The sequence below is a fragment of the Psychrobacter sanguinis genome, assembly GCF_020736705.1.
GTDB lineage: Bacteria > Pseudomonadota > Gammaproteobacteria > Pseudomonadales > Moraxellaceae > Psychrobacter > Psychrobacter sanguinis.
Genome location: NZ_CP085990.1, coordinates 2,741,352 through 2,766,174 on the forward strand (window position 1 = coordinate 2,741,352; position 24,823 = coordinate 2,766,174).

20 protein-coding genes are annotated in these 24,823 nt (G+C 41.3%); 13 read left to right on the forward strand and 7 right to left on the reverse strand.

The annotated features are described in order from the left end of the window. The first annotated feature begins 364 nt into the window (after positions 1 to 364). The 5 genes from LK453_RS11545 to LK453_RS11565 all read left to right on the forward strand — a co-directional run bounded on the left by LK453_RS11545 (position 365) and on the right by LK453_RS11565 (position 5,774). Positions 365 to 1,054, forward strand: coding sequence for a TetR/AcrR family transcriptional regulator (locus LK453_RS11545; protein WP_007393568.1), 690 nt, complete (start codon positions 365 to 367; stop codon positions 1,052 to 1,054). A gap of 846 nt (positions 1,055 to 1,900) precedes the next feature. Then, positions 1,901 to 3,109 (forward strand): iron-containing alcohol dehydrogenase, encoded by a 1,209-nt coding sequence (locus LK453_RS11550; RefSeq protein WP_201541888.1) that lies wholly within the window; start codon positions 1,901 to 1,903, stop codon positions 3,107 to 3,109. A gap of 197 nt (positions 3,110 to 3,306) precedes the next feature. Continuing rightward, positions 3,307 to 4,386, forward strand: coding sequence for an NADP-dependent oxidoreductase (locus LK453_RS11555; protein ID WP_227674423.1), 1,080 nt, complete (start codon positions 3,307 to 3,309; stop codon positions 4,384 to 4,386). Positions 4,387 to 4,455: 69 nt separating this feature from the next. Then, positions 4,456 to 5,133 carry a type 1 glutamine amidotransferase domain-containing protein gene (locus tag LK453_RS11560; protein ID WP_201534014.1) on the forward strand — a complete coding sequence of 226 codons (678 nt, stop codon included), beginning with the start codon at positions 4,456 to 4,458 and terminating at the stop codon, positions 5,131 to 5,133. An 11-nt stretch (positions 5,134 to 5,144) separates the two neighbouring features. Then, positions 5,145 to 5,774 (forward strand): glutathione S-transferase family protein, encoded by a 630-nt coding sequence (locus tag LK453_RS11565; protein ID WP_201534017.1) that lies wholly within the window; start codon positions 5,145 to 5,147, stop codon positions 5,772 to 5,774. Positions 5,775 to 5,877: 103 nt separating this feature from the next. On the opposite strand, the gene LK453_RS11570 is transcribed toward LK453_RS11565, so the two are convergent. The 5 genes from LK453_RS11570 to LK453_RS11585 all read right to left on the reverse strand — a co-directional run bounded on the left by LK453_RS11570 (position 5,878) and on the right by LK453_RS11585 (position 11,101). Continuing rightward, on the reverse strand, positions 5,878 to 6,996 hold the full coding sequence (locus tag LK453_RS11570) for a WG repeat-containing protein (RefSeq protein WP_201534020.1): 1,119 nt from the start codon (positions 6,994 to 6,996) through the stop codon (positions 5,878 to 5,880). A 167-nt stretch (positions 6,997 to 7,163) separates the two neighbouring features. Next, complete coding sequence (locus tag LK453_RS14350) at positions 7,164 to 7,331, reverse strand: D-arabinono-1,4-lactone oxidase (protein WP_265088899.1); 168 nt, start codon at positions 7,329 to 7,331, stop codon at positions 7,164 to 7,166. Next, positions 7,328 to 8,491: an FAD-binding protein gene (locus LK453_RS11575; protein WP_265088900.1), complete on the reverse strand. Its 1,164-nt coding sequence runs from the start codon at positions 8,489 to 8,491 to the stop codon at positions 7,328 to 7,330. The genes LK453_RS14350 and LK453_RS11575 overlap by 4 nt, the downstream gene beginning before the upstream one ends. Beyond that, positions 8,479 to 9,687 carry an alanine racemase gene (locus LK453_RS11580; protein WP_201534023.1) on the reverse strand — a complete coding sequence of 403 codons (1,209 nt, stop codon included), beginning with the start codon at positions 9,685 to 9,687 and terminating at the stop codon, positions 8,479 to 8,481. Before LK453_RS11580 ends, LK453_RS11575 begins: the two co-directional genes overlap by 13 nt. 175 nt (positions 9,688 to 9,862) lie before the next feature. Then, positions 9,863 to 11,101 (reverse strand): enoyl-CoA hydratase/isomerase family protein, encoded by a 1,239-nt coding sequence (locus LK453_RS11585; protein WP_227674424.1) that lies wholly within the window; start codon positions 11,099 to 11,101, stop codon positions 9,863 to 9,865. Positions 11,102 to 11,549: 448 nt separating this feature from the next. Here LK453_RS11585 and LK453_RS11590 point away from each other — a divergent pair, with 448 nt between their 5' ends. Then, positions 11,550 to 12,341 (forward strand): metallophosphoesterase family protein, encoded by a 792-nt coding sequence (locus LK453_RS11590; RefSeq protein WP_201534042.1) that lies wholly within the window; start codon positions 11,550 to 11,552, stop codon positions 12,339 to 12,341. A 262-nt stretch (positions 12,342 to 12,603) separates the two neighbouring features. Next, a complete protein-coding gene (locus LK453_RS11595) occupies positions 12,604 to 14,046 on the forward strand; it encodes a right-handed parallel beta-helix repeat-containing protein (RefSeq protein ID WP_201534045.1) in 1,443 nt (480 codons plus the stop codon). 786 nt (positions 14,047 to 14,832) lie between these two features. On the opposite strand, the gene LK453_RS11600 is transcribed toward LK453_RS11595, so the two are convergent. Together LK453_RS11600 and LK453_RS11605 are read right to left on the reverse strand one after the other, a co-directional pair. Beyond that, positions 14,833 to 16,503 carry a fatty acid--CoA ligase gene (locus LK453_RS11600; RefSeq protein ID WP_201534048.1) on the reverse strand — a complete coding sequence of 557 codons (1,671 nt, stop codon included), beginning with the start codon at positions 16,501 to 16,503 and terminating at the stop codon, positions 14,833 to 14,835. 407 nt (positions 16,504 to 16,910) lie between these two features. Then, positions 16,911 to 18,581: a fatty acid--CoA ligase gene (locus tag LK453_RS11605; RefSeq protein ID WP_201534051.1), complete on the reverse strand. Its 1,671-nt coding sequence runs from the start codon at positions 18,579 to 18,581 to the stop codon at positions 16,911 to 16,913. Between the two features lie 313 nt (positions 18,582 to 18,894). Here LK453_RS11605 and xseA point away from each other — a divergent pair, with 313 nt between their 5' ends. The 6 genes from xseA (at position 18,895) to LK453_RS11635 (ending at position 24,779) form a co-directional block, all read left to right on the forward strand. Beyond that, positions 18,895 to 20,406, forward strand: coding sequence for an exodeoxyribonuclease VII large subunit (gene xseA / locus LK453_RS11610; protein WP_201534054.1), 1,512 nt, complete (start codon positions 18,895 to 18,897; stop codon positions 20,404 to 20,406). Positions 20,407 to 20,566: 160 nt separating this feature from the next. Continuing rightward, entirely contained in the window at positions 20,567 to 20,839 is a 273-nt protein-coding gene (xseB, locus tag LK453_RS11615; RefSeq protein ID WP_227673745.1) for an exodeoxyribonuclease VII small subunit, read from the forward strand. A gap of 110 nt (positions 20,840 to 20,949) precedes the next feature. Next, a complete protein-coding gene (locus LK453_RS11620) occupies positions 20,950 to 21,801 on the forward strand; it encodes a GntP family permease (protein WP_265088901.1) in 852 nt (283 codons plus the stop codon). 153 nt (positions 21,802 to 21,954) lie between these two features. Continuing rightward, entirely contained in the window at positions 21,955 to 22,923 is a 969-nt protein-coding gene (locus tag LK453_RS11625; protein WP_227945213.1) for an IS4 family transposase, read from the forward strand. A gap of 10 nt (positions 22,924 to 22,933) precedes the next feature. Beyond that, positions 22,934 to 23,509, forward strand: a complete 576-nt coding sequence (locus LK453_RS11630; RefSeq protein WP_265088892.1) for a GntP family permease — start codon at positions 22,934 to 22,936, stop codon at positions 23,507 to 23,509. Positions 23,510 to 23,549: 40 nt separating this feature from the next. Continuing rightward, complete coding sequence (locus LK453_RS11635) at positions 23,550 to 24,779, forward strand: glycerate kinase family protein (protein WP_201534057.1); 1,230 nt, start codon at positions 23,550 to 23,552, stop codon at positions 24,777 to 24,779. Positions 24,780 to 24,823 lie beyond the last annotated feature (44 nt).

Sequence of the window (24,823 nt, forward strand, 5' to 3'; positions counted from 1 at the left end):
GAAATAACATTCATAGCTGTTCACTATCATATAGACGACTGTACTTAAGACTGCCATTAGAACTATACATTTCCATTCATACTCACTAGACTGAATGGTCTAAAAGCAACCTACGCCTATAGAAATATGCAAATTCGTCACCATATAAAAGGTATACTCTCTATTTAACTGTCTTAACTTTATTATTTCTATTGCCTTACTTTTATTGCATCATTTTATTTTTTGGATAAAGTCTCCTTTTTAGTTAAACATGTTTAATGCATTGTCTCAATGACACTTCATTTATTACACCGTACAGTGAATAGACTTTTTCTATTTAGACTTTTAAATCAATTATTAATTAAATATCCAACTTGGACACGCTATGACTACCTCTAACCTGCCTGCCTCTGATCTAGATCATTCTAAACTAGAGAATCATGCAGAAGATAAGACGCCAGTTACCCTAAAAAATACTGAGTTTTTCCAACAAGCTGCTAGCGATACTAAATCGCATTTAATAGCGACTGGCTATAAACTATTGGCCCAAAAAGGGTTTACCGCTGTGGGTATTAAACAAATACTCGATACCGCTGGCGTACCCAAAGGCTCTTTTTATCATTACTTTGCTTCCAAAGAAGCGTTTGGCGAAGCCATTATTCAAAGCTACTTTGAGCACTACAAACACCGTTTACAAGCCATATCGGCTCAAGATATTAGCGCGCAACAAAAGCTGTATAACTATTTTCAGTATTGGTATGACACTCAGCAAAACGAGTGCGACCATGAAAAGTGCTTAGTGGTTAAGCTAAGCGGTGAGGTATCGGATATCTCAGAGCCTATGCGAGAAGCTTTAGAGGGCGGATATCAACAAACCCTTAATTGGATAGGCGAACAAGTCAAAGCAGGCTGGGCGGATGGCTCTATCCCTAAAGTAGCTAATATTGCCGCCGAAAGTATCGCCAAGCGTTGGTACTATGCTTGGCTAGGTGCCAGTCTTATCGCTAAGACCAGCCGTAGTAATTTACCTTTAGCTGAAGTCTGGCAAATGACAGCCACTGAGCTGGGCCGTTAATTAAAGCCGCTTTGATTAACTGCTGCGTTGCTTATTAAACCCCCTTATAAAACGTAACTACTATTGGTCAAAGTCTGCCTTTGATCAATAGCCAATCCTCTAGTCTGCCTGTCTTCGACCAATAGCCAAGCCTGTGTGCTATCTATAACCTTCTCTGTTATATCTCTTAATCGGTTATAACCTGTTCATCTTTGAATAAAGCTTGTCTTTTCTATTGCTTATTGTCTTCCTCTTATCCGCTTTATTTGATCCTTATCTACTTTATGTTTATATAGTTTTCTTTGTACTTATATAGAGGATTATCTAGCTTATTGTCTAAATAATTCTTTAATCTTTTATCTAACATAGTATGTTGGCTTATCTAACGAAATTGTCATATTTGAACGATAAACTTACTTAACCAAGACTCTATTTTGAACCTCAACCTCACTTAAGGACTCTAGCCCAGCGTGAACCGCATCCTGATTTAGACAATATTCCTGAAGTATATAGTTTTGTAGACTTACTAGACGACCGGTCTAATCTATCTATATAATACTTACCAACAGTTAATCAAACTCAGATGACGCCATTGTATTTGATTAGCTAGTACTAGCGTTAAGCCATCACATAAATGGCAACTTAGGATTGATTGTTACGTCAACTTTAGATTGATTTACGTTGTTGCTAACAAAGCTAACAGGCCTAGCCTGTAACTTATTGAGTTAATATCCCATACTCAATTTATTCAATCCTTAGTTGCTAGTGATTTAATGTTCGGTTATTTACAGACTTAACGCTTAGCCAATAAATCTTATCTAATAAATATAGTTATCAATATAATCTCTCAAAAATCAAAGGACATTTATGAACAATTTTCAATATTACAACCCAGTACGCATTGTATTTGGTGAAGGTCAAATCAAACAATTGGCGGACTTAGTACCTGCCAAAGCTCGTGTATTAATCACTTATGGCGGTGGCTCTGCAAAACGCACCGGTACCCTTGATGAAGTTAAGACCGCTTTAGAGAATGGCGGCGAGCGTCAAATATTTGAATTTGGCGGTATTGAGCCAAACCCTGAGTTCACCACTTTATTAAAAGCGGCTGACATGGTGAATGAACAAAATATCGACTTTATTCTAGCGGTAGGCGGCGGTTCAGTTATCGATGGTAGTAAATTTGTGGCGTTAGTTTCACACTTAAAAGAAGAAGATGGCACAGTGTCTCGTGACCAAGCTTGGGATGCGTTGACCAGCTATACTAGAGACATAGATTCAGCGGTAGACTTAGGCGCAGTCTTAACCATTCCGGCGACTGGCTCTGAAATGAACTCAGGTGGCGTAATCAACTATAGTGAGCGTCAAGCGAAGCTACCTTTTGGCAACCCTCTTGTTTATCCAAAATTCTCTATCCTTGATCCCACTAAGACTTTAACCCTTCCTGAACGTCAAGTAATGAATGGCGTGGCTGATGCCTTTGTCTATGTTATGGAACAGTATTTGACCTATCCAGTGAATGCGAAAGTACAAGATGCCTTTGCTGAAAGCCTACTTAAGATTCTTATTTCTGAAGGCCTAGCGGTTAAAGAAGATCCAGAAAACCTAGAAATCCGCAAAAACATTATGTGGACTGCAACCATGGCACTGAATGGTCTAATTGGTACTGGGGTACCACAAGACTGGACCACTCACATGATTGGTCATGAGCTAACCTCTTTGCATAGCATTGATCATGCCCGCACCTTAACCATCGTGTTGCCATCCGTTATGCGTGAGTTAAAAGACAGCAAAAAAGACAAGTTACTTCAATATGCTCGCAATGTTTGGAACATCACTAACGATGATAAGCAATTAAGCGAGGATGATATCATCGAGAAGGCCATTACCCTTACTGAAGAGTTCTTCAGAACTTTAGATTTACCTGTCAACTTTGCCGATGTAGAGCTAGATGAAAGCGCCATTGACCCTATTGTTAGCCAACTTAAAGAACATGGCATGGTGGCATTAGGCGAACATAAAGCCAATGACTTAGACGTGTCACGCCGTATTTTACAACGTGCAGCTACTGCTTAGTTATTGAGCATTCTGTCCTATTGAACTTGCCTTATTCAATAGGAAGATAATAATAAATTACCCATGGGCTAATCGTTCATGGGTAAGCGCCATACAAAAGCACCACAGGTCTGTTCTATGGGCTCTTTACAATACATTTGTATGGCGTTTTTATAACAAATAAATTACAACCAATAATAAGACAAAGGATTAGCACTATGAGCTCTAATAATACTAAATTTGATAATACCAAATTCGATAATACTCAATCAGACAATATCAATCGTCAAGTTAAACTGCCTAGCCGTCCGCATGGCAAACCCTCAGATGACAACTTTGAGTTGGCCACCAGTGAGGTGCCTAGTGCTGGCGACAATGAAATGCTATTACGCACTTTATATCTGTCATTAGACCCTTATATGCGTGGTCGTATGAGTGATGCCGAAAGCTATGCTGACCCTCTAGAAGTAGGTGACGTAATGCTAGGCGCTACTGTTTCACAAGTAGTAACTTCAAATCTTAAAGACTTCAGCGAAGGCGACTTAGTTATTGCCGGTTCAGGCTGGCAAGACTATAGCGTTAGTAATGGCGAAGGCGTCTATAAACTAACCAAAGATATGAGCCAACCTTCATATGGTGTTGGTGTGTTAGGTATGCCAGGCTTCACCGGTTATATGGGCTTAACAGATATCGGTAAACCAAAAGCAGGTGAAACTTTAGTGGTAGGCGCGGCAACCGGTCCAGTTGGTGCTACTGTCGGCCAAGTGGGCAAACTACATGACCTTAAGGTTATCGGTGTTGCAGGCGGCGAAGACAAATGCAAATTTGCAGTAGAAGAGCTTGGCTTTGATCAGTGTATCGATCACCGTGCCGATGACTTTGAAGAGCAATTAGCCGCAGCGTGTCCAAATGGTATCGATATTTACTACGAAAACGTTGGTGGCAGAGTATTTGACGCGGTATTACCTTTATTAAATGCCCATGCTCGTATCCCAGTATGTGGTCTTGCTGCTCATTACAATGAAACCGAGTTACCAGAGGGCAAAGACCGTCTAAGTCTACTGATGAGTAATATCCTAAGAAAACGCCTGACTATGAAAGGCTTTATTATCTTTGAAGAGTATGGTGACCACTTCCCAGAGTTCTTACAGACTATGGGCAAATGGGTATCAGAAGATAAAGTAAAAACCAAAGAACATATCGTTGATGGTCTACAAAACGCGCCTCAAGGTTTCGTCGATATGTTGTACGGCAATAACTTTGGTAAAACAGTGGTTAAAGTGGCAGATCCAAAGTAGTAGTTGAGCACGAAATCTATAACATGAAATCTATAAAACAATAAATTTACAATAAATAATGGATAAATTATGAAAATTTTAATGGTATTAACCTCACATGATCGCTTAGCGGACACTGGTAAAAAGACTGGCTTTTGGTTAGAAGAATTTGCAGCACCCTATTATGCTTTCAAAGATGCAGGTGCCGATATTACCTTAGCCTCTCCAGCAGGCGGTCAACCTCCTTTAGACCCTAGTAGTGATACGCCGGATGCTCAAACTGAATATACTGATCGCTTCAAACAAGATACCGCGGCTCAAGAGCATTTAGCCAGCACTCATAAATTGGCTGAAATCAACAGCGATGATTACGATGCTGTATTTTATCCTGGTGGTCATGGGCCATTGTGGGATTTGGCCGTGGACAAAAAGTCAATTTCGTTAATTGAAGACTTCGTAAAATCTGACAAGCCAGTGGCCTTTGTTTGTCACGCGCCTGCCGCCTTGAAAAATGTAAAAGTTGATGGCGAATATCTTGTTAAAGATAAGAAAGTAACCGGCTTTAGTAATACCGAAGAAGAAGCCGTTGGCCTAAGCGACGTGGTACCTTTCTTACTAGAAGATGCACTGAAAGAAAATGGCGGTCATTATGAGAAAGGCGCAGATTGGCAGTCTTATGTGGTCGAAGATGGCTTATTGATCACTGGTCAAAACCCAGCTTCTTCTGAAGACGCTGCTAAATATTTGATTCGCAAACTACAAGCTTAAGGAGCTAATGAATGATTAAATTACATCATTTAAATCAATCTCGCTCGTTACGTACGTTGTGGTTACTCGAAGAGCTGAATCAGCCTTATGAGGTGGTGAGCTATCAGCGTGACGCCCAGACGAATTTAGCGCCGCAAAGCTTAAAGCAGATTCATCCTTTGGGAAAATCGCCCGTTATTGAACTAGATGGTCAAGTCGTTGCAGAGTCTGGCGCGATTACTCAAGTACTGATTGAACGCTTCGCAGCAGATCGTCTACGTCCTACAGTTGACTCAAATGACTATGCCCAATACTTGCAGTGGATGGACTTTGCCGAAAGTTCGATGATGGTGCCTTTACTGCTTGAGTTATTCACCAACAAAGCAGGCGTGGCGGACAATGAATTTTTATCGGCCTATATCGCCAAAGAGAAGCACAATCTACTGGCTTATCTAAATGATGAGCTTGAAGGTAAAACTTACATTGTCGGTGACAAACTAACCGGTGCTGACTTTATGCTATCGTTCGACTTAATTATGTTGGCGCAGCGTGGCCTATTGGATGACTATCCGCACATTAAAGCCTATGCCGATGGTCTGTCTAACATTGACAGCTATCAACGTGCTTTGGCTTTAGAAGCTGAATATGACGAGTCAAAATAAATTGTACTGAACCAATTAAACAAAAAAACAGCTCCTTTTGGGGCTGTTTTTTTTAATTAAGGTCAAGGTAATTATAGTTAAAGGTTCAATGCATGACCACTGACTAACAACCGACAAAGTCACCTTTAGTATCAACACACATTTGCGCACCATTAGGTGCGTTACCCACCCAGGCTTTACCACCAGTGAACACAAAAGGTTGCACCCCTTTGTAAGTGGCGCCTCTATTCCGGCGAACTTTTGATTCTTCGAATTTAAATGGAATAATCAGCTCCCCTGCTAAGTTCACAAATCCCCATTTATTTTCCATACGCACCCCAGCCAATCCTTCTGAGAAGGGAGCAGCTTGCTCGAATAAAAACTTAATCATAGGCACGCCATTACTGTTCACAAAGCCCCATTTACCATCACGCTGTTCTACTTGCCAAATCTCACTATTTGCATAGCTTGAATTTGTAATAGGCGGTTGAGTAATCGTTGTACTTTGCGCGACCGTTGGCGTCTGTACCACTCGTTTAAGAGGCGTTGAAGTCTTATTATTAGACGATGATGCTGTCATTGTATTGTTGCGAGCAGGCACAGTCTTAACGGGATTATTGGTAGGTCTTCCATTAATATCAACCCACTGAGTACCGTTTCGGGTAGTGATACTTGCCAAGTAGCCACTAAAATCACTGATACTTTGGTTGTTGGCTGAAAAAGGAACAATGACTCGGTTACTGGTGTCGATCACGCCAAAGTTACCGGCTTTTTTTACCACGATACGGTTATTGTTTACCGCGCGTGCCCAGCCTTTATTTTTACCATCTCCGGTAATGACATCATAGATAGCAGGAATGACCTCTCGGCCTGCAGTATTAATGTAGCCTACTCTGCCCATTCTTTGAACAGGAATAAGTCCGTCTTTGAGTTTACTGACATCGATACCATTGTAGCGTGATAAATCAGCCACCCTCCTGCCCTTTTTATCAATTAAGGCGACGGGCTGACCTGAATCTTTTAGTGCCAAGAAGTACTCACTACTTGAGGTACAAAAGACATTGGAATAATAGCTTTTCGGAACCTGACAGGCATAGGCAGGGACGCTTATTACCCCTAATGCAGCGCAAAATGAAAGCGATTTTATGGTGCGTGAAGAGTTAAACACCAATCGTTTAGAACGATCAGCGAATTTAATAAGGTTAGATTGAGGTTCTATTTTATCAACTGTATTTAATATCATATCTCAAAGAAGTAATAAAAGTATTATGTGTTTATTGAAAAATAACAGAATTTAAATAGATATACCATGTTTATAATAAAACATTGCAATCAAGTAGCAATAACGAAACTCTGTTTCACATACTTTAAGCGCATATAAATTGATTATGTTTGTTTGATAATCAGTTTTTAAGATAAGAACTTTTGTTCAAGCCAAGTATTCATAAACACATTATCGGGGTCATATTGCCTGCGAATTTCTAAGAATCGCTCCATTTGTGGATATAACTCACGAAGTTCGGTGGCACTGAGTTTATTAACTTTGCCCCAATGAGGACGACCTTGCCATTGCTTCATATAATCATAAACCCAATCAAATAGTGGCTCACAATCCATACCTTTATAGACATGAAATGATCGGCACAGTCCTCACCTTGAGTCGGACTGAGTATGCCTGTCTCCCCTTTATGAGTTCGGACTTCTATCGGAAAGTGGGAGTTTTTGTTATTAGCAAGCAAGATATTGTTGATTTCAGTGATGCAGGCTTCAAAGTCGGATAACTTAATAAAATACTCAGTTTCATTAAACCTTACGCCACGTGGCGTTGGGAAGACTTGGTAGCTATACCCTTCTCTAAAAGTGTTAGGAATAGAACTGGCAGATATTTGACTGACTTTTTTGGTTAGCTTGGGCTGAAAACGTGCCAATTCTGACAGCAGATAAAAAGCACCATTTAGCATAAATAAGCTTTGAAACTGGTCTTTTATTTTCTGACCCTGTTTCATGGCCTTAGGCGGTATCACAGACAAAGTTTTTTGTTGTAGCTTATTGGTCCCTGGAAACAAAAACCATTCCATATGGCGGTGGTCATGCGTCATCTCATGAAAGCTTGCCAGCCCTTGCTCAAATTCCAAACGCTGATTGATTTCTCTTAACCCATATAGCTCGACTACCTTTAGAGTCAGCTTAGTGAAGATACCGAGCATACCTAGGCTGACATGCAGTGCATTGCCCAGCTCGTCGCTCACAGGGTCGCCTCGGTGATGAGTATGCACTTTACCTGTACCATCTATCCACTCCCAAGCCACAACTTGGTTGGCGACGGAACCTAAAGTAATGCCGGTACCATGGGTGGCGGTACTTACTGCCCCTGCAACGGTTTGCGCTTGTACATCTCCCATATTTTCCAGCGCCAAACCATGCTCAGCCAAAGCAGGCCCAATTTCATATAAATAGGTGCCAGCGTGTAATGTAGCGAATTTATTGACTTTATCTACTGAAATAAGCCCTCGCATGTTGTGCAAACTCACTGCTATCTCTTCTGGCCTTGCACAGCCACTAAACGAGTGAGCCGCACCAGTAACTCGGATTCGCTTTTTAGCAAGACGTGCCTGCTTCACAATGTTCTGTAATTCCTCTACTGAATGGGGGGTTAACTTCTGCTCTGGCTTAGCCGTTACGTAGCCGACCCAGTTTTTCCATTTGGCATTCCCTTGCCACTGGCTTAATGAAAACATTTCCCCTCTCCTCGATAGGTAGTCATGGTATAGGCAGTTCCTTCTGCCTCTAATTGAGCATCTTGTCGATAACAATACAGCACATTAAAATGTTCACACAACTCGCCCGCTTTGGCATGACGACACCAGACAGCCTCCCCAATTGTGGGCGCATTGCCATTTTTTATAAGGTTGGAGTCGATAGCAAGCGGCGTTTGCACTTCCCCAAAGCCTTCATCGGTCAAAAAAGACAACCCTGTTGGGTAATGAATGACGGGCGCCTTATCAATACCAATCGACCCTGACGCAATAAAGCCGCCACCCTGACAAGTAACCACACCTTTTTCAGGTTGCCGAGTGATGGGTAAAACAAATCCTGCAGCAGGCTTAAATTCTTTCATGCTGTCCATATAGTCAAAGTAAGCTGGCTTGTAATAGGCTGACCCCACCGTAATCTCGGTCACTTCAGGCTGGCTTGAGGTGAAATCCATACTGCCACTGCCACCACCATTGACTAGATCAAGCTGATGCCACTGCTCAGTGATCCAGCGCACTATGCTTGAGCGACGTCGGCTGACTTGCTTTTTTGAGCCATTTTTCAATACTTTAATGGCAGGCGTGAGCAGTGATTTACCGGGCAGATACTCTGGCAATCCAGCAATCTGAGCCTCATAACCCATCACCGAATTTAGCTTAATATGCGATAGACCGCCTGCCTTCTCCATTAGCTTTTTGACATCACTTTTACGCATCAGTGCTGAACGCTTAGTGCCAAAATACAGCTTCGGCAATGGCATCGACATATTAATATCCAAACACACCTCAATATTTTGACTATGCTGCTTGCCTATCTCATCCAGCAGACGCAAATGCTCAATGCGATCGGCCATCCAAATCATGGTGGCACCTTGCTGAGTATATTCAAGCGTCTGCGCCACGCTTTGAGCGTCTAAAGTGGGATAAGCACATAAGATATTATTAAAGCCATTTTGCAGCAAATACACAGACTCGGCAGCACTAAAAGACATGAGGCCAATAAAATGAGGGGTCTTTTTTTGAATGTAACGCAGAACATCAATAGAACGAATTGACTTGGTTGCGATGCGTAAATTGATCGCTTGAGTCTTTTGATTAACCAGTTCAATATTATGATCTAGCGCATCCATATCTAGCCAGGCACTTACCATAGACGGTGCAGGTAGTTGGGCAAAATCCATTTTTATGGTCCTTAACAACAATTTAAAAACTATTAAAGTGCGATTCTATAGCAGTCCCTTTATGCTAACAGATTACGTTAATCATAAAGCATAAAAAAGCAGCAAGACAAATTGAGTTTTATCTTGCTGCTATTGTCACATATAACCCGCCTAATTTGGCATTAAGCTTGTTAATCTAGTGTAGTTCCTCAAAATGACCTTGAATATAAGCCTGACCTTCAAGATCCAAACACTCTTCCATGGTACGGCTCCATTTTGGATTGCGGTCTTTATCTATTAACAAGGCTCTTACCCCTTCACTAAAGTCAGGATAGACAATGCAATGTAGTGCGACGTTGGTTTCTAAGGCCATTACTTCACTTAATGACAAATTGTGCGCACGTTGGTACATCTCATAAGTAATGGCTTTAGTCACTGGGCAACCGTAACGGTAATTGCCAAGCGCTGATTTAAACCAAGGATCGTTGGCTAAATTGGGACAAAACTGTTGTAGCTGTTCATCTGACATCAAAATACTATCGATTTTATCCAAACCCCCACAGGTCATAAGATTCTGAATAGAAGACAAGTGCTTGGCAATATTACTCGGCGCAAAGTCTGTATTTTTGATCGACTCCATACTGCATTGACTCAATGCTTTAGTCACGACATTATTTAGCTTTAAGCTTTGGAACTGTTTGTTTTTTAATGTGACCACATTACTCCAGTCCGCCTCTGCCAAACATTGAACCATCTTGTCAAAATCTTGGCTGTTCATTCTGAAGTCAGCTAGGTTACACAGTAAGGCATCATTGGCATTGGCATCTGCGCCTGTTAAGCCCATAAATAGTCCTGACTTTGCTGGAAAACGCTGTAAGAACCAACTTCCTGTTGCGTCAGGAAATAAGCCAATATTCACCTCTGGCATCGCCGCCCGAGTGGTTTCAGTCACAATACGATGGCTACTGCTGCTGAGTACGCCCATACCGCCGCCCATCACGATACCATTGCCCCAAGTAATAATAGGCTTATGATATTCATGCATTTGGGTGTCTAGATGGTACTCATTAGTGAAGAAATCCACCGCTTCTGGAGGCGCAATACCTTCCCCGTCCCATTGCTGGCGTGCAGCGTATAGATTGCGAATATCTCCACCAGCGCACAGAGCTCGCTCGCCCGCGCCGCGCAAAACTATCGCAACCAAACTATCATCGGTCTCCCATATCGTCAGCTGGACACTAATAAGTTGACACATGGAAGTGGTTAACGCATTGAGTGATTTTTCTCGATTTAACGTTATTAAGCCTATTCTGAGCCCTTGTTGAATATCAATCGTCTCAAACAGCACTTCATCGTTATCAGTAACCGAGCTTAAAGAGTGTGTCGCTGCCCCCTTCGATGTCTTAGTCACAGACACGTTTTCATCATTTCTCATAACTATCATTGCCCTGATTTTATGGTTGTTTTGATATGAATTATAGTTGCCCACTGTCATCATAGGCAGGCAAATGAGGTACAAGGCAACCGAATACAAGTACTACTATGGTAGGCTTAGTCAGGTTAACGCTGTAACTTTTATCTTGCCTATGACTCTATAATAAAAGGGTGGTTATACTAGCATACTGCCTGACATACAAAAAGCCGCAGCATATTATGCGGCGGCTTTTAGTGATAGATAAATGCATACTACTTTTATAGAAACGGTTTATATAGACCTTGGGTAATAATTATTCATACTCCTTATTAATTAATTTACCATTTCATATTCGAATGTATCTTGTCTATTTTAGCTGGTCTATTATCCAATTAGAGGCAGCACCTGAATGGTTCAGCTAGGGTATACTTGCATATTCTAAAAAAACCTTTTAAAGGAAATAATTGTAATGTCGTATTGCAAAGAAGCTAAGCCGATAATTACTATAGCGGCCATTTCTGATATACACAGTAATGTTTTCGCTCTCGAAGCTGTACTAGAAGATATTAAACAAAGAAATGCTACTCATATTGTAAACCTTGGAGATATTTTATACGGTCCAATTGCGCCTAAAGCCACTTATGAATTATTGATGAAACATCAAAAAGATATTACTACTATTCGTGGCAACCAAGATAGGCAGATTTATGAAGCTACAACGGCTGATATTAATAGCAACCCAACGCTACAGTTTATTGTAGAGGACTTACCCAATGAGGCTATTCAATGGATGAAAGGTTTGCCTTTCGACTATGAATTAGATGAGGATGTTTATCTATGCCACGGCTCACCAACTGATGACATGGTATGTCTGTTAGAAAATGTAGAAACTGGGCAGCCAATAGTTCGTAGTGATTCAGATATTTTGAGCCTACTTAACGATATTGATAAGCCCATTATCCTATGCGGTCATACTCACACCCCCCGTATGGTAAAGTTATCGACAGGTCAAATTGTAATTAATACTGGGAGTGTAGGCTACCCTGCCTATACTGATGATTTGCCCGTTGTCCATAAGATGCAAAATTACTCCCCTGATGCAAGCTATGCTCTTGTAAAAGCTATTGAAACCGAACAAGGTAAACATTGGAAAGTCGAACATATCAAAGTCCCTTACGATTTTGAAGCAGCAGCTAAACTAGCCTTAGAAAACAATCGCAAAGATTGGGAGTTTGCGTTAAGAACTGGACGAACTTTATAAGTATAGTAAATTAATAATAATCTCGTAATATCAGCCATATGTACACTCACAAGTAACTAAGACAATTTTATTCAAACAAACCATTGGGGCTACTAGCCAAAATATTTAAGCATCTATTTTGAATGAGAACGATTCATGTGGTCATAGCTATTAAGCTCTTTTCAGCATTTTATTCCCAATGTTCAACACACCCTAAGGAAATATTATTAAAACCAGTCGGTCAACGTCACATCCAAAGTGCCAATTCGCAACATTGTTGCCGATGAGTTTACTGGTATTAGCATTTTTTACCTTACCGGCTTGTGGCGCTGGTTACTCGGTGGAAGATTCCAGTGCTTCAAACCTGCCTGCTACTTCTGAACTGAGCACAGTCACAGCTCTTACAACGCTAAATGTACCACCGATATCTAGTGGCCAGGCGTTTTATGATAGCAGCTCAGCACTTGATAATTTACAACTCGATGACAGTACCCGTCAGCATATCTACGTGGCGACAACGGGCAGTGATACCGCATCAGGTAGTGCCAGCTCACCTGTTCTGACTCTACAAAGAGCCGCAGATCTGGCAACTGCGGGTACGACGGTACATATTGCCGCAGGCACTTATAAAGGCCCTGTGTATATTGAAAATTCTGGAACACTGGCGAAGCCGATTATTTTTGAGCCAATGCAAGCTGCCAAAGTTATCATTACCGGCACGCCAAGCGTGGCTGATGAGCATCTGTTCCATATCGAAAATCAAGCTTATGTGATCATTCGCGGCTTAGAATTTACTAAATTTTGGACAAATAACGAGCAGATTACGCCCACTGCCATCTATGTTACTGGCAGTAGTCATAACCTCCTGATCGAGAACAATTATATTCATGATCTAGGTACGCGTGTTAACAATGACAAGGGTAATGCGCATGGCATTGCGGTTTACGGTACTCGACCTATTAAAGACATTCAAATTAATAATAATCGAGTAGAAAACCTCAGCTTAGGTCATAGTGAAGCGGTGGTCATAAATGGGGATGTCACTAACTTTGAAGTGAACAACAACCAAGTCAATAATAACAATAATATTGGTATCGACATCATTGGTTTTGAAGGGACAGCCACGACCGATAACGACTATGCTAGACGTGGCGATATCATCGGCAATACGGTCACGCGCAATAGTATCAGTGGCAATCCCGGCTACAAAGGCGAAGACCCTTCAGCGGGTGGTATTTATGTCGATGGTAGCAAACAGGTATTTATTCAGAACAATACCGTGACTAACAATGATATTGGTATCGAAGTCGCCAGTGAAAACTTCCAAAAGCTGACAGAAGAGGTCTGGGTAGAGAGCAATACGGTCATCAACAGCATCTATGCTGGTCTTGCAGTGGGTGGCTATGATGAGCAACGCGGCGGCGTCAGACAAATCACCCTTGTTAATAATACGGTCACAAACAATGACCTTGGTAAACAGCAAGGTGGACAGCTACTACTGCAATTTAATATTCAACAGTTAGCTATTAAGGATAATACATTTACCAGCTCACCATCACGCTATATTATCATTGCCAATCAGCTTGATCGCGGCGAAGTTAGCTTCCAAAATAACCGTTATCTGCCTCACAATAGTAATTCGTCCTTAATATGGGTACTAGGTAATAAAGAGTTTAACAGTAGTAGGGCTTTTGAGAAATGTGCAGTATTGCAACAATGCAAATAGCATGCAGATGTTAAATGTGGTTTTTTTAACTGTGCCTTAGTTAACTACCAAAAGTTAATTCCCAAAGATTAGCGCGATTGTTTTATCTACTACATTGTTATGATGAAAAATTAGGCTTGAATAAGTATTTGAGTTTAATTTCGCAAGTTAAGCATACGATAACTGCCTTCCTTTAATCAGTTCCGATTTAAAGTTACAAATCATAGCTGTATAAAAATTACTCTAGCTTTCCGAGTATTCCTAATAATACTAGGCCTAAACATATTGGAATCGTAATTAAACGTATTATAATTAGATATTTACTGTCTTTTAAATGGGTTTCTGCAAGTATTATGATAGCAGCACTAACAAAAAATAGTGTAGGCATTTAAGTTATTCCTTAATTGGAATTTAAATTATATTAAATGATAGGCAATTCTAATATTATGCCACTATACTTAACTGTGTTTCCGCTTGGATTACCTACATAAGGATCTATACCGCATTCTTTCATTTCTTATCTATATATTCATTACCTTTAAATCCCATATTTTCAAGTCCAAGTAATATCTAACAATAAGGACTAGTTGCAGGTTTAAAACCCCTAAAGCTACAGGCGGTTAAAGCTACTGCCATTAAGACAGTTATTATCTGTTTCATATTATTTGATCTCTTAAGGTTTATATACCCCTTACTTTAATACAGATCACTCACTCCTTAAACAAAATAGCCGCCACAAAATCATGTGACGGCCATTAAGTCTATACAACATTCAAATGTTAAGACTGTTGGTATATAAAAAAGAAATTAAACACCAGTCTGATTGGCATACAGTTCACGCATCACTTTTTTATCATGTTTACCCACCGAAGTTTTAGGTAATTCATCAACAATCATGTAGTTTTCAGGAACGCCGTATTTAGCAATTAGTCCATTTTCGGCGGCTTGTTCTACCAAGGCAATAATGTCTTTTGGATTGGTATCTTCAGCGCCTGGTTTTAACACGATAGCAGCAAGCGGACGCTCGCCCCATTTTTCATCTTGAATACCAATCACCGCGACATCGGCTACTGATGGATGTAGTGATAAAATCGTCTCAATCTCCAGTGATGAAATCCACTCACCGCCCGTTTTGATGACGTCTTTTAATCGGTCAGATATGTTTAACCAGCCATTTGCTTTAATCGAAGCGATGTCTTGAGTGTGCATATAGCCACCTTCCCACAATTCATCGCCAGCATCTGCATTTTTGAAATAGCTTTGAGTCAACCAAGGGGCTCTTAGTACCAGCTCACCGGTCTCTTTTCCATCATGAGCCACTGCCTTACCTTCACCATTCCATAGCTGCTGCTCAACCAACATTACAGGCTTACCACTTAAGCAGCGACGTTTGACATCTTCTTCAAAGCTAAGTTCACCCTCATCACTACTAAATTCGGTAATACTGATCAGTGGTGCAGTCTCTGACATGCCATATCCAGTATATACCTCGATGCCACTTGATAGCGCCGCCGAAGCCAGACCTTCGGTTAAGCGAGAGCCACCGATAATCATTTTTAGACCATTAAACTTCTTGCCTTCTGCCTCTGCCTGTTTTAATAGCATCTGCAGGATAGTCGGTACACAATGGGTAATGCTGACTTTTTCAGTTTCAATCAATTTCAGCAGTAAGTCTGGTGCATAACGTCCTGGATAAACTTGTTTTAAACCTAACATGGTGGCGGTATATGGGAAGCCCCAAGCCATAACATGGAACATTGGGGTCATTGGCATATAGACATCACCAAGTACCACGCCTTGTTTTTGAGGTAAAGTACCTAAAGAGGCGGCCTCAACAAGGGTATGCAATACCAATTGACGATGGCTAAAGAACACTCCCTTTGGATTACCGGTTGTGCCTGAAGTATAGAAAGTTACAGCAATGGTATTCTCATCAAAATCTTGGAACTCAAACTCATCACTGGCCGCTTCTAATAGTTCTTCATATTCGCCCAGCACCATAGATTTTCTTCCAGGTAAAACATCTTCACAGGTCACACCATTATCATCAAGCCAAATGATGTGCTCGATAGAAGAGTTTTCAAATTGATAATCTTTTACCATCGGTGCAAATTCAGAGTTTAATAGCAAAACTTTAGGCTTAGCATGATTGATGGTGTACAGAATTTTTTCGGGAGAGAGTCGCACGTTTACGGTTTGCAAAACGTATTGCGACATAGGAATAGCAAAATATGATTCGAGGAATCTAGGAGTATCCCAGTCCATTACGGCAACAACATCGCCTTTATCAAGGTTTAACCCATCTAACACATTGGCAAGTTTAGCAATACGGCCAAAAAGTTGCTCATAAGTCATACGCTGTTTATCTGCAAAGACCACTTCTTGTTGTGTAGAGGTCATTCTAGCGCGGTTAAGTAATTGCTTGATTGTTAGAGGATAGTTATAAGCTTGTGCTGCAGAAGGGTAAAGATTACTCATGATATAGTCCGTTATTTCATAAATTAAAGGGGGATATTTAGTATTATCACTATTAGGTCCACTAAGCCTATTTAACCGTTACAAGTAAAAATTACAAACAAGTAAATTTTAACAATAAGAAAAATTTGATAAGTTAGGTTAAACAGTCTGAAGTGCTGTCACTATAGCAGTATTTGTTAAGAGCAAACTGACACTTAAAATCAGAATAATGACAATACTGTCCAAATCCATGTGACAGTAATTAATCATAGTCAATTAATTCAACGATGTAAACAGAAAAAACTAGTAGAACAAAAAATAGAGTAAAAAACGATAAAGCGTTGATTACTTATAGAATTAAAAGGAGTGAGAACAGATTATTGTTTTAATATTCTGCGCTCACTCCTCGGCTGTCAATTTAATAGAAATTAAACTTCAGTTTGGCCCACAAACATTTCTCGGATCAATTTTTTGTCATGTTTACCCACAGAAGTCTTGGGTAATTCGTCAACAAACTTGAAGTATTCAGGTACGCCATATTTAGGAATCATACCCTTCTCTGCAGCTTGCTCCGCCATGGCTTTAATGTCATCTACCGTTGTATTTTGGCATTGGGGCTTAAGAATGATGGCAGCCAATGGACGCTCGCCCCACTTTTCATCACGAACGCCGATGACAGCCACATCCGCTACTGAAGGATGCAGCGATAAGATCGTTTCAATCTCCAATGAAGAAATCCACTCGCCACCTGACTTAATCACGTCTTTTAGACGGTCTGTGATTTTCATTACGCCAGTTTCATCCATGTTGGCAATATCTTGGGTGTGCATATAGCCGCCTTCCCATAACTCATTACCCGCATCGGCATTTTTGAAGTAGCTTTGAGTTAACCAAGGAGCACGCAGTACCAACTCACCGGTTTGCTTGCCATCATGTGGTAATGATTTATTGTCACCCTCCCAAATTTGTGCATCGACCATAAAGATAGGCTTACCAGTAAAGCTACGACGCTTAGCCTCTTCCTCTAATGTCATCTCCGGATCATCAGCTCTAAATTCAGTTAACGCAATAAGCGGTGCTGTTTCTGACATACCATAACCGGTATAGACCTCGATGCCAGCGCTAAGTGCTTGTTTGGCCAAGCCTTCAGTAAGACGCGAACCGCCAATAACCATTTTAAGCCCTTCGAACTTATACCCTTCGGCCTCAGCCTGCTTCAATAGCATTTGCAAGATGGTAGGCACACAGTGAGTGATCGACACTTTTTCTTCTTTAATAAGTTTGACCAACACATCTGGTGCATAACGACCAGGATAAACTTGTTTTAAGCCTAGCATAGTGGCGGTATAAGGCAGACCCCACGCCATCACATGGAACATAGGTGTCATTGGCATATAAACATCACCCAATACCAATCCCTGCTTCTGTGGCTGTACCCCCAAAATAGCGGTTTCCGCTAAAGTATGTAGTACCAATTGACGGTGGCTAAAGAACACCCCTTTTGGATTACCGGTCGTACCTGAAGTATAGAAAGTTACGGCAATGGTATTTTCGTCAAAATCTTCAAACTCAAACTCATCACTGGCCTCTTCAAGTAGAGACTCATACTCACCTAATACCCATGATTGGTTTTTACCAAAAACCCCATCGCTACTCATACCGGCATCATCCATCCAAATGATGTGCTCAATTGATGAGTTCTCAAACTGGTAGTCTTTTACCATCGGTGCAAATTCAGAGTTTAACAGCAACACTTTAGGTTTGGCATGGTTGATGGTATACAATACTTTTTCTGGAGACAGTCTAATATTTACGGTCTGTAATATATATTGCGACATAGGTACCGCATAATAGGCTTCTAAAAAGCGGTGCGTATCCCAATCCATAACAGCAATAACATCGCCTTTTTGCAAATTTAAACCGTCAAGGACGTTGGCCAATTTGGCAACGCGCTTAAACGCTTCTGTGTAAGTCATACGTACTTTATCTGCATAAACAATTTCTTCATGCATTGAAGTGGCTTTTGTACGGTTTAATAATTGCTTGATAGTTAAAGGAAAGCTATAAGCTTGAGGGGCGGAAGTGTAATGATTGATCATTGAATAGTCCATTATTTGGTTATCGATATGGGCTGATGAACTTAGATGGTCTAAGCTTTGTATGTTTTTTAATCGCGAATAATCATAATCAACTCAAAGAGATATGTAAAGAAAAGTATTACTTTGAGCGATTTTAAAGCGACGCTAACCTTATTGGTTGTTATTTTTAACGAACTATTGTTTTTAGCCAGACTATGCTTAAATACCGCCTTTTTAAAAGCCTAGCTTAAGTGCTATGCTATTGCAGACCTATTTGTATGCTCTCCCTATTACAGCCACTGAAGTATAAACTTTAAGATTAAGACTAATAACTATGCCTAAGCCAGATTTGTCTCGCCTTGATACTTTATCCTCACAGGATAGCGACTTTGATGTTGATAGTTTTGATGCAGATAACTTTAATGACTCAATCGACAATGAGCTTGAGAATACCGTTCTCAGATTAAGCGACTATTTAGCCGCGGTTGAGCTGGTAATTAAAGAAACTTTTCGCCACAGCGTTTGGGTCAAAGCAGAGATTCGCAATCTGTCTAGTAAGGGCGGCCATTACTATTTTGAATTGGCCGAAAAAGACGATGATGGTAAGGTAATCGCCAGTTGCCGTGGTAACTTGTGGCGCTTTAAAGCGGCTCGGGTACTTACTAAGTTTGAACGTGCGACAGGTATGAAACTTGAGCGTGATGTCACCGTATTGCTTAATGTTACCGCAAGCTTCCACCCTCTTTATGGCTTTTCTTTGGCCATTAATGACATCGATCCCAGCTACACCTTAGGCGATTTGGCGCGTCAATATGCGGCCATGCTTGAGCGTTTAAGCGGTGAAGGGCTGCTCAATTTAAACAAGCAACTCCCTGCCCCATTTGATATCGAGCATGTCCTAGTTATCGCGCCAGAGAAAGCCGCAGGGCTTGGTGATTTCCGAGCCGATGCGGATAAGCTTGAGAGTACCAACGCTTGTCATTTTCACTATCATTACGCCACTTTCCAAGGCAATCATGCGCCCAAAGAGCTTAGACATGCCATTACCAAAGGCATGCTCACCTTTAGGAAGCAATATGAGCGTGACCCAGATGTGATGGTTATTATTCGTGGCGGTGGTGCCGTTGGGGATTTAGCTTACTTAAATGATTACGAATTGGCAGCCTTGGTGGCCGAGCAGCCTGTCCCAGTTTGGGTAGGTATTGGTCATGAGCGGGATTCGGTGATTTTAGATGAGGTGGCGCACACCAGTTTTGATACTCCCTCAAAAGTTATCGCCGGTATCGTTAACCATCTTGCCAGCCTAATGCAGCGTACCCAAAGCTATGCTGATGCGATTCAACATTTGAGCCAACAGCAGTTGACGCAAGCTGCCATGGCCACTGAACGCCAGTTTTCGGCGATACAAAGCTCAAGCACTCATAATTTGCAGCATTGGCAACACTTAAGTGACCGTCATTTTACCAGCATTGAACAGCATACGAAGTTTCAGCTGCGTGAAGTGTCCATGACAACCGAAAGCAATATGCATCGCATTCGTCAGATGAGCTATAACCAGTTAGCACGTACCACTGATTCTATCGAGTCGCTTCATCACAGTACTAAATACAACAGTCAAAAACTGCTCAGCGAAGTGGCAAAACAAGTCCGTTACTACCAACAAGTGGTATTAATTCAGAACCCTGCCCGTTTGCTCAATCAAGGCTATGCGTTTGTCAAAAATGCTGAAGATACTTACCTCAATTCAGTGGAAAGCATCGACAAAGGCGACTTCGTTACTGTCGCCATGAGCGATGGCCACTTTAAGGCAGTGGTCTATGATGTCCTTAATGACCAAAACTCATAATCAGAACGTTCACCAATAGTGTTATTTGTCTTTACTTTGCCTTAGCCCTATTCGTTTTTTAATCCCATTTACCGTTGATGTTAACTTTTTAAACTTTAGTCTTTTTTAAAATCATTTATTTTTATTATATTTCTGCCCAACATTTTATAAGGAGTCTATGATGGCTGTTCGTAAGAAAGTCGCCCCAAAAACGTTTAAAGCTGCTTACCAAATCCTAAAAACCAATGCAGAAGAACTGCAAAACTCAAATGAGCCAGATATTGATAATTTAATGGATACGGTTGAGCAATCTATAGCCGCTTATAAAGTTTGCCAAGCTCGCATTGAAGCAGTACAGCAAGCCTTAGATGCTGCTTTTGATGAAGAAACAGAGACTGACTCTGATGATGTGGATGAAGCTGAAAACGACAGTGTCGATAATAGAGCTGAATAAACCGCTAATACTCATTAAAAATTAAGCCACCAATTTTTAATATTGAAACAAAAATCGACGAAATAGCTAGTTAAATAGCTGCACCAGCCTGTCACTGCTTGGGGAATACTATGACCGTCATTTGGTTACTATTGACCATTATTTTTATTATTTTTACCACTGCAAAATTAAAATGGCATCCCTTCTTAGTGCTAATCTTGTCGGCATTTTTGGTGGCTTTGTTTTACCAAGTACCTATTGCCGATGTGGCTAAGATTATCTCCGATGGCTTTGGCGGCATCTTAGGCTATATTGGCTTAGTTATCGTTTTTGGGACGATTATTGGTTTAATTTTGGAGAAGACAGGCGCGGCCATCGTTATGGCTGAGTCGGTGATTAAGCTGATTGGAAAACGCTTTCCCACTTTGACCATGTCTATAGTTGGCGCGGTGGTTTCTATTCCTGTTTTTTGTGATTCAGGTTTCGTGATTCTAAACTCTTTAAAAGAATCACTAGCAAAAAGCATGAAGGTATCTAGTGTGGCAATGAGTGTGGCGCTAGCAACCGGACTTTACGCCACCCATACCTTTGTGCCACCCACCCCAGGCCCTATTGCAGCAGCGGGGAACTTAGGCTTAGAAAACAACCTAGGTTTGGTCATTATGGTCGGAGTAGTCGTGACCTTTGTTGCGGTTATGGCTGGCTGGTGGTGGTCCAATCGATTTTTAAATGTAGAGCCGGATAATACCAATGCAGTAAATGCTCTCGATTCAATATTGCCTGAAAATCAAAAAACTCGAGCTGATTATCCTTATATGCCTTCAGCATTGATGGCCTTTTTACCGATTATCGTACCCATTGTTTTAATTTGCTTGTCCTCAGTGGCTAATATCCCGAGCAAACCATTCGGCGATGGCAGTTTAATTGATATTACTCTGCACACGACAAAAAAAACAAAAAAGTCTGTTAAAGCAAAGGCATAATAGTAATTTTTAAGACGAATCAGACCATGCCAAACTTTAACAGACTTAGTGAAACTTTAACCCAAAACCTGAGTATGAACAAGGCAAGAATCACATGTTTGAGCTTAATGATAATAGCCCTGATTACTGCTCAAAGCAGTAATCTTAAAAAAAATAGCAAGACACATTCCTAAGGGTGGCAAGACCGACAGTCACTATCGCAGACTACAGCGATTTTTTGCCGAAGCGAGGATAGACTATGATCAATTAGCTTTAATGATATATCGACTGTTTGGGCTAGGCAAAGTCACCTTAACCATTGACCGCACCAACTGGAAATGGGGTAAAAGTAACCTCAACATCTTTATGCTAGGGGTGGTATATAAAGGGATAGCCATCCCCTTATACTGGCAAATGCTAGATAAGCGAGGTAATACAAACCATCTTGAACGCTGTGAACTTATTGAGCGGTTTATCAAACAATTTGGCAAAGATAACCTTGAGATGATAGTAGCAGACAGAGAGTTTGTTGGCGAAAAATGGTTTAACTGGCTCACCAATAATCACATACCCTTTGCCATACGGATTAAGAAGAACAGTAAAGTTAAGAATCATCATGGCAAGTTGGTACAGATTAAAGAGTTATTTCGCCATGTTGGCCATCAAGAAACATATCGACATGGGCGAATACTGACTGTCGATGGTTGTTTGGTTCGAGTATTTGCCAAGCGTGATAAAGACTACGGTTTAGTGATTGTGGCAACCAATCAACTAGAAACAGTGGATGCGATGATAAGCTATGGCAAGCGTTGGGAAATTGAGACTTTATTTGCTTGTCTAAAGGGGAGTGGCTTTAATCTTGAAGATACCCACTTAACCCATCTTGATCGGGTCAGTAAATTAGTCGCAGTGAACGCCTTAGCATTTTGTTGGGCTTATCATGTCGGTATTTATAAAGACAAAGATAAGCCGTTAAAACGCAAGTTGAAGTCAAACGCTCGACCTCAAGCCAGTTTGTTTGCGCTTGGTCTGGATTTATTGATTGAAGGTCTTCGTTTGGTGTTTTTTAACAATGATAAGACTGTCTTTCGACAGTTAGTTAGCTTTTTAACCCCTAAACCTATGAAAATCCGGTGGGGATGATTTTTTTGTCGTGTGCAGAGTTGATATTATTATCTTTTTAGGCAATCCATTAACTGCTCTGTTAATTGGTCTATTTTTGTCGTTTTTACTGATTCAGGGCGAAAATAAAACTCAACGAGTCAGCACTTCTATTTCAGAAGGTCTGGTAGTGGCCGCCCCTATTTTATTAATTACTGGCGCTGGTGGTGCTTTTGGCGCTATGTTGAAAGTGACACCCATTGGTGACTATTTAGGCACTACGCTTTCAGGTTTAGGCTTGGGTATATTCATGCCATTTGTAGTCTCTGCGGCATTAAAGACAGCCCAAGGCTCAACCACAGTGGCATTGGTGACCACCTCGGCCATGGTGGCTCCGCTACTGAGTCAAATTGGCTTGGACAGTGAGCTGGGCAGAGTCTTTGTGGTCATGGCCATTGGTGCCGGTGCGATGACTGTCTCTCATGCAAATGACAGCTTCTTCTGGATTGTCAGCCAATTTAGCCGTATGAGTGTGTCTCAAGCGTATAAAACCCACTCTGTGGCAACAGGTATTCAAGGGGTCACCAGTATTATCTTTATCTGGTTATTGACTCTTGTTTTCTTATAATCTGACCTCTTAATAATATGCTGTGAATGGTTAAATAAATATGAACATCCTAATCGCCCCAGATTCATTTAAAGAGAGCCTAGAAGCCATTGAAGTGTGCGAAGCAATAAAAGCAGGCTTTAGCAACGTGTTCCCCGAGGCCGCCTACACGCTTTTGCCCCTTGCTGATGGGGGCGAAGGCACCTCTGCCGTCTTATCTTACGTTTTAGACGGTCAATGGCGACAGATTCAGGTTCATGACCCCTTAATGCGGCCGATTACTTCAAAGTATTTTCTTACCGCTGATGGTATAGCTGTTATTGAAATTGCTGAAGCTTGTGGCCTACATTTATTAACTAAAGATGAGCGCAACCCCCTAATTGCCAGTAGCTTTGGTGTGGGCGAGATGATTGTCGATGCAATTGATCAAGGGGCGACAAATATCCTAATCGGTCTAGGAGGTAGCGCGACCAATGATGCGGGGGCTGGCATGCTTCAAGCGTTGGGGGTCAAATTACAAGATGCTAAAGGCACTGCGCTAAAACCAGGAGGCAGTAACCTCATTCAGCTGCACAGTATTGAGCACCAAGCACTTTATAATCTACTGTCTGACGTTACGATTACTGTTGCTTGTGATGTGACAAGCCCGCTATGTGGCCCTACGGGTGCCAGTCATGTCTTCGGTCCACAAAAAGGCGCAACACCTGAACAGGTTCAGAGCTTAGATAACGCCTTAGGAATCTTTGCACAAGTAACTAATGCCCATAATATCAGCAAGACTGACTGCCGTGAGTTTGAGGGTGCCGGTGCTGCTGGCGGTCTAGGCTTTGGCTTAATGGCTTATTGTAATGCTAAGCTCAAATCTGGATTTGATACTATTGCTGATATCGTTGAATTAGACAAACATTTAGCATTAGCCGATGTGGTTATCACAGGAGAAGGCATGTTTGATGCTCAAACAGCGATGGGTAAAGTTGCCAGTGGCGTGGCGAAATGTGCCAAGCAACATAACGTACCTGTCATTGCTATTTGCGGCGCCGTTGATCGACCCAATGAGCTGTCTGCTGCCACTACGAACGACATAAAGTCCGCCAGCATCGATGAGTCTCCATTATTAACGTCTCTGCAATTTGAGACCGATTTATTTGATATAGTGGTTCCTAGTCTTCAAAAGCTCGATAGCTTAGAACAAGTTTTTGCCAACGCTAACCGTAATGTGGCACATACCGCGTATCAGATAGCCACTGCCTTAAAACTTGGTAAGAATATTGCAGCCATTAAGTCTCGATAGCCAATGAAATAGATTTTGAAAATAAATTTACAGCACCCCACTCT

Coding starts and splice junctions, on each gene's coding strand:
- LK453_RS11545 (WP_007393568.1), top strand. CDS start 365: ATGACTACCTCTAACCTGCCTGCCTCTGATCTAGATCATTCTAAACTA.
- LK453_RS11550 (WP_201541888.1), top strand. CDS start 1,901: ATGAACAATTTTCAATATTACAACCCAGTACGCATTGTATTTGGTGAA.
- LK453_RS11555 (WP_227674423.1), top strand. CDS start 3,307: ATGAGCTCTAATAATACTAAATTTGATAATACCAAATTCGATAATACT.
- LK453_RS11560 (WP_201534014.1), top strand. CDS start 4,456: ATGAAAATTTTAATGGTATTAACCTCACATGATCGCTTAGCGGACACT.
- LK453_RS11565 (WP_201534017.1), top strand. CDS start 5,145: ATGATTAAATTACATCATTTAAATCAATCTCGCTCGTTACGTACGTTG.
- LK453_RS11570 (WP_201534020.1), bottom strand. CDS start 6,996: ATGATATTAAATACAGTTGATAAAATAGAACCTCAATCTAACCTTATT.
- LK453_RS14350 (WP_265088899.1), bottom strand. CDS start 7,331: ATGAAGCAATGGCAAGGTCGTCCTCATTGGGGCAAAGTTAATAAACTC.
- LK453_RS11575 (WP_265088900.1), bottom strand. CDS start 8,491: ATGTTTTCATTAAGCCAGTGGCAAGGGAATGCCAAATGGAAAAACTGG.
- LK453_RS11580 (WP_201534023.1), bottom strand. CDS start 9,687: ATGGATTTTGCCCAACTACCTGCACCGTCTATGGTAAGTGCCTGGCTA.
- LK453_RS11585 (WP_227674424.1), bottom strand. CDS start 11,101: ATGAGAAATGATGAAAACGTGTCTGTGACTAAGACATCGAAGGGGGCA.
- LK453_RS11590 (WP_201534042.1), top strand. CDS start 11,550: ATGTCGTATTGCAAAGAAGCTAAGCCGATAATTACTATAGCGGCCATT.
- LK453_RS11595 (WP_201534045.1), top strand. CDS start 12,604: ATGAGTTTACTGGTATTAGCATTTTTTACCTTACCGGCTTGTGGCGCT.
- LK453_RS11600 (WP_201534048.1), bottom strand. CDS start 16,503: ATGAGTAATCTTTACCCTTCTGCAGCACAAGCTTATAACTATCCTCTA.
- LK453_RS11605 (WP_201534051.1), bottom strand. CDS start 18,581: ATGATCAATCATTACACTTCCGCCCCTCAAGCTTATAGCTTTCCTTTA.
- xseA (WP_201534054.1), top strand. CDS start 18,895: ATGCCTAAGCCAGATTTGTCTCGCCTTGATACTTTATCCTCACAGGAT.
- xseB (WP_227673745.1), top strand. CDS start 20,567: ATGGCTGTTCGTAAGAAAGTCGCCCCAAAAACGTTTAAAGCTGCTTAC.
- LK453_RS11620 (WP_265088901.1), top strand. CDS start 20,950: ATGACCGTCATTTGGTTACTATTGACCATTATTTTTATTATTTTTACC.
- LK453_RS11635 (WP_201534057.1), top strand. CDS start 23,550: ATGAACATCCTAATCGCCCCAGATTCATTTAAAGAGAGCCTAGAAGCC.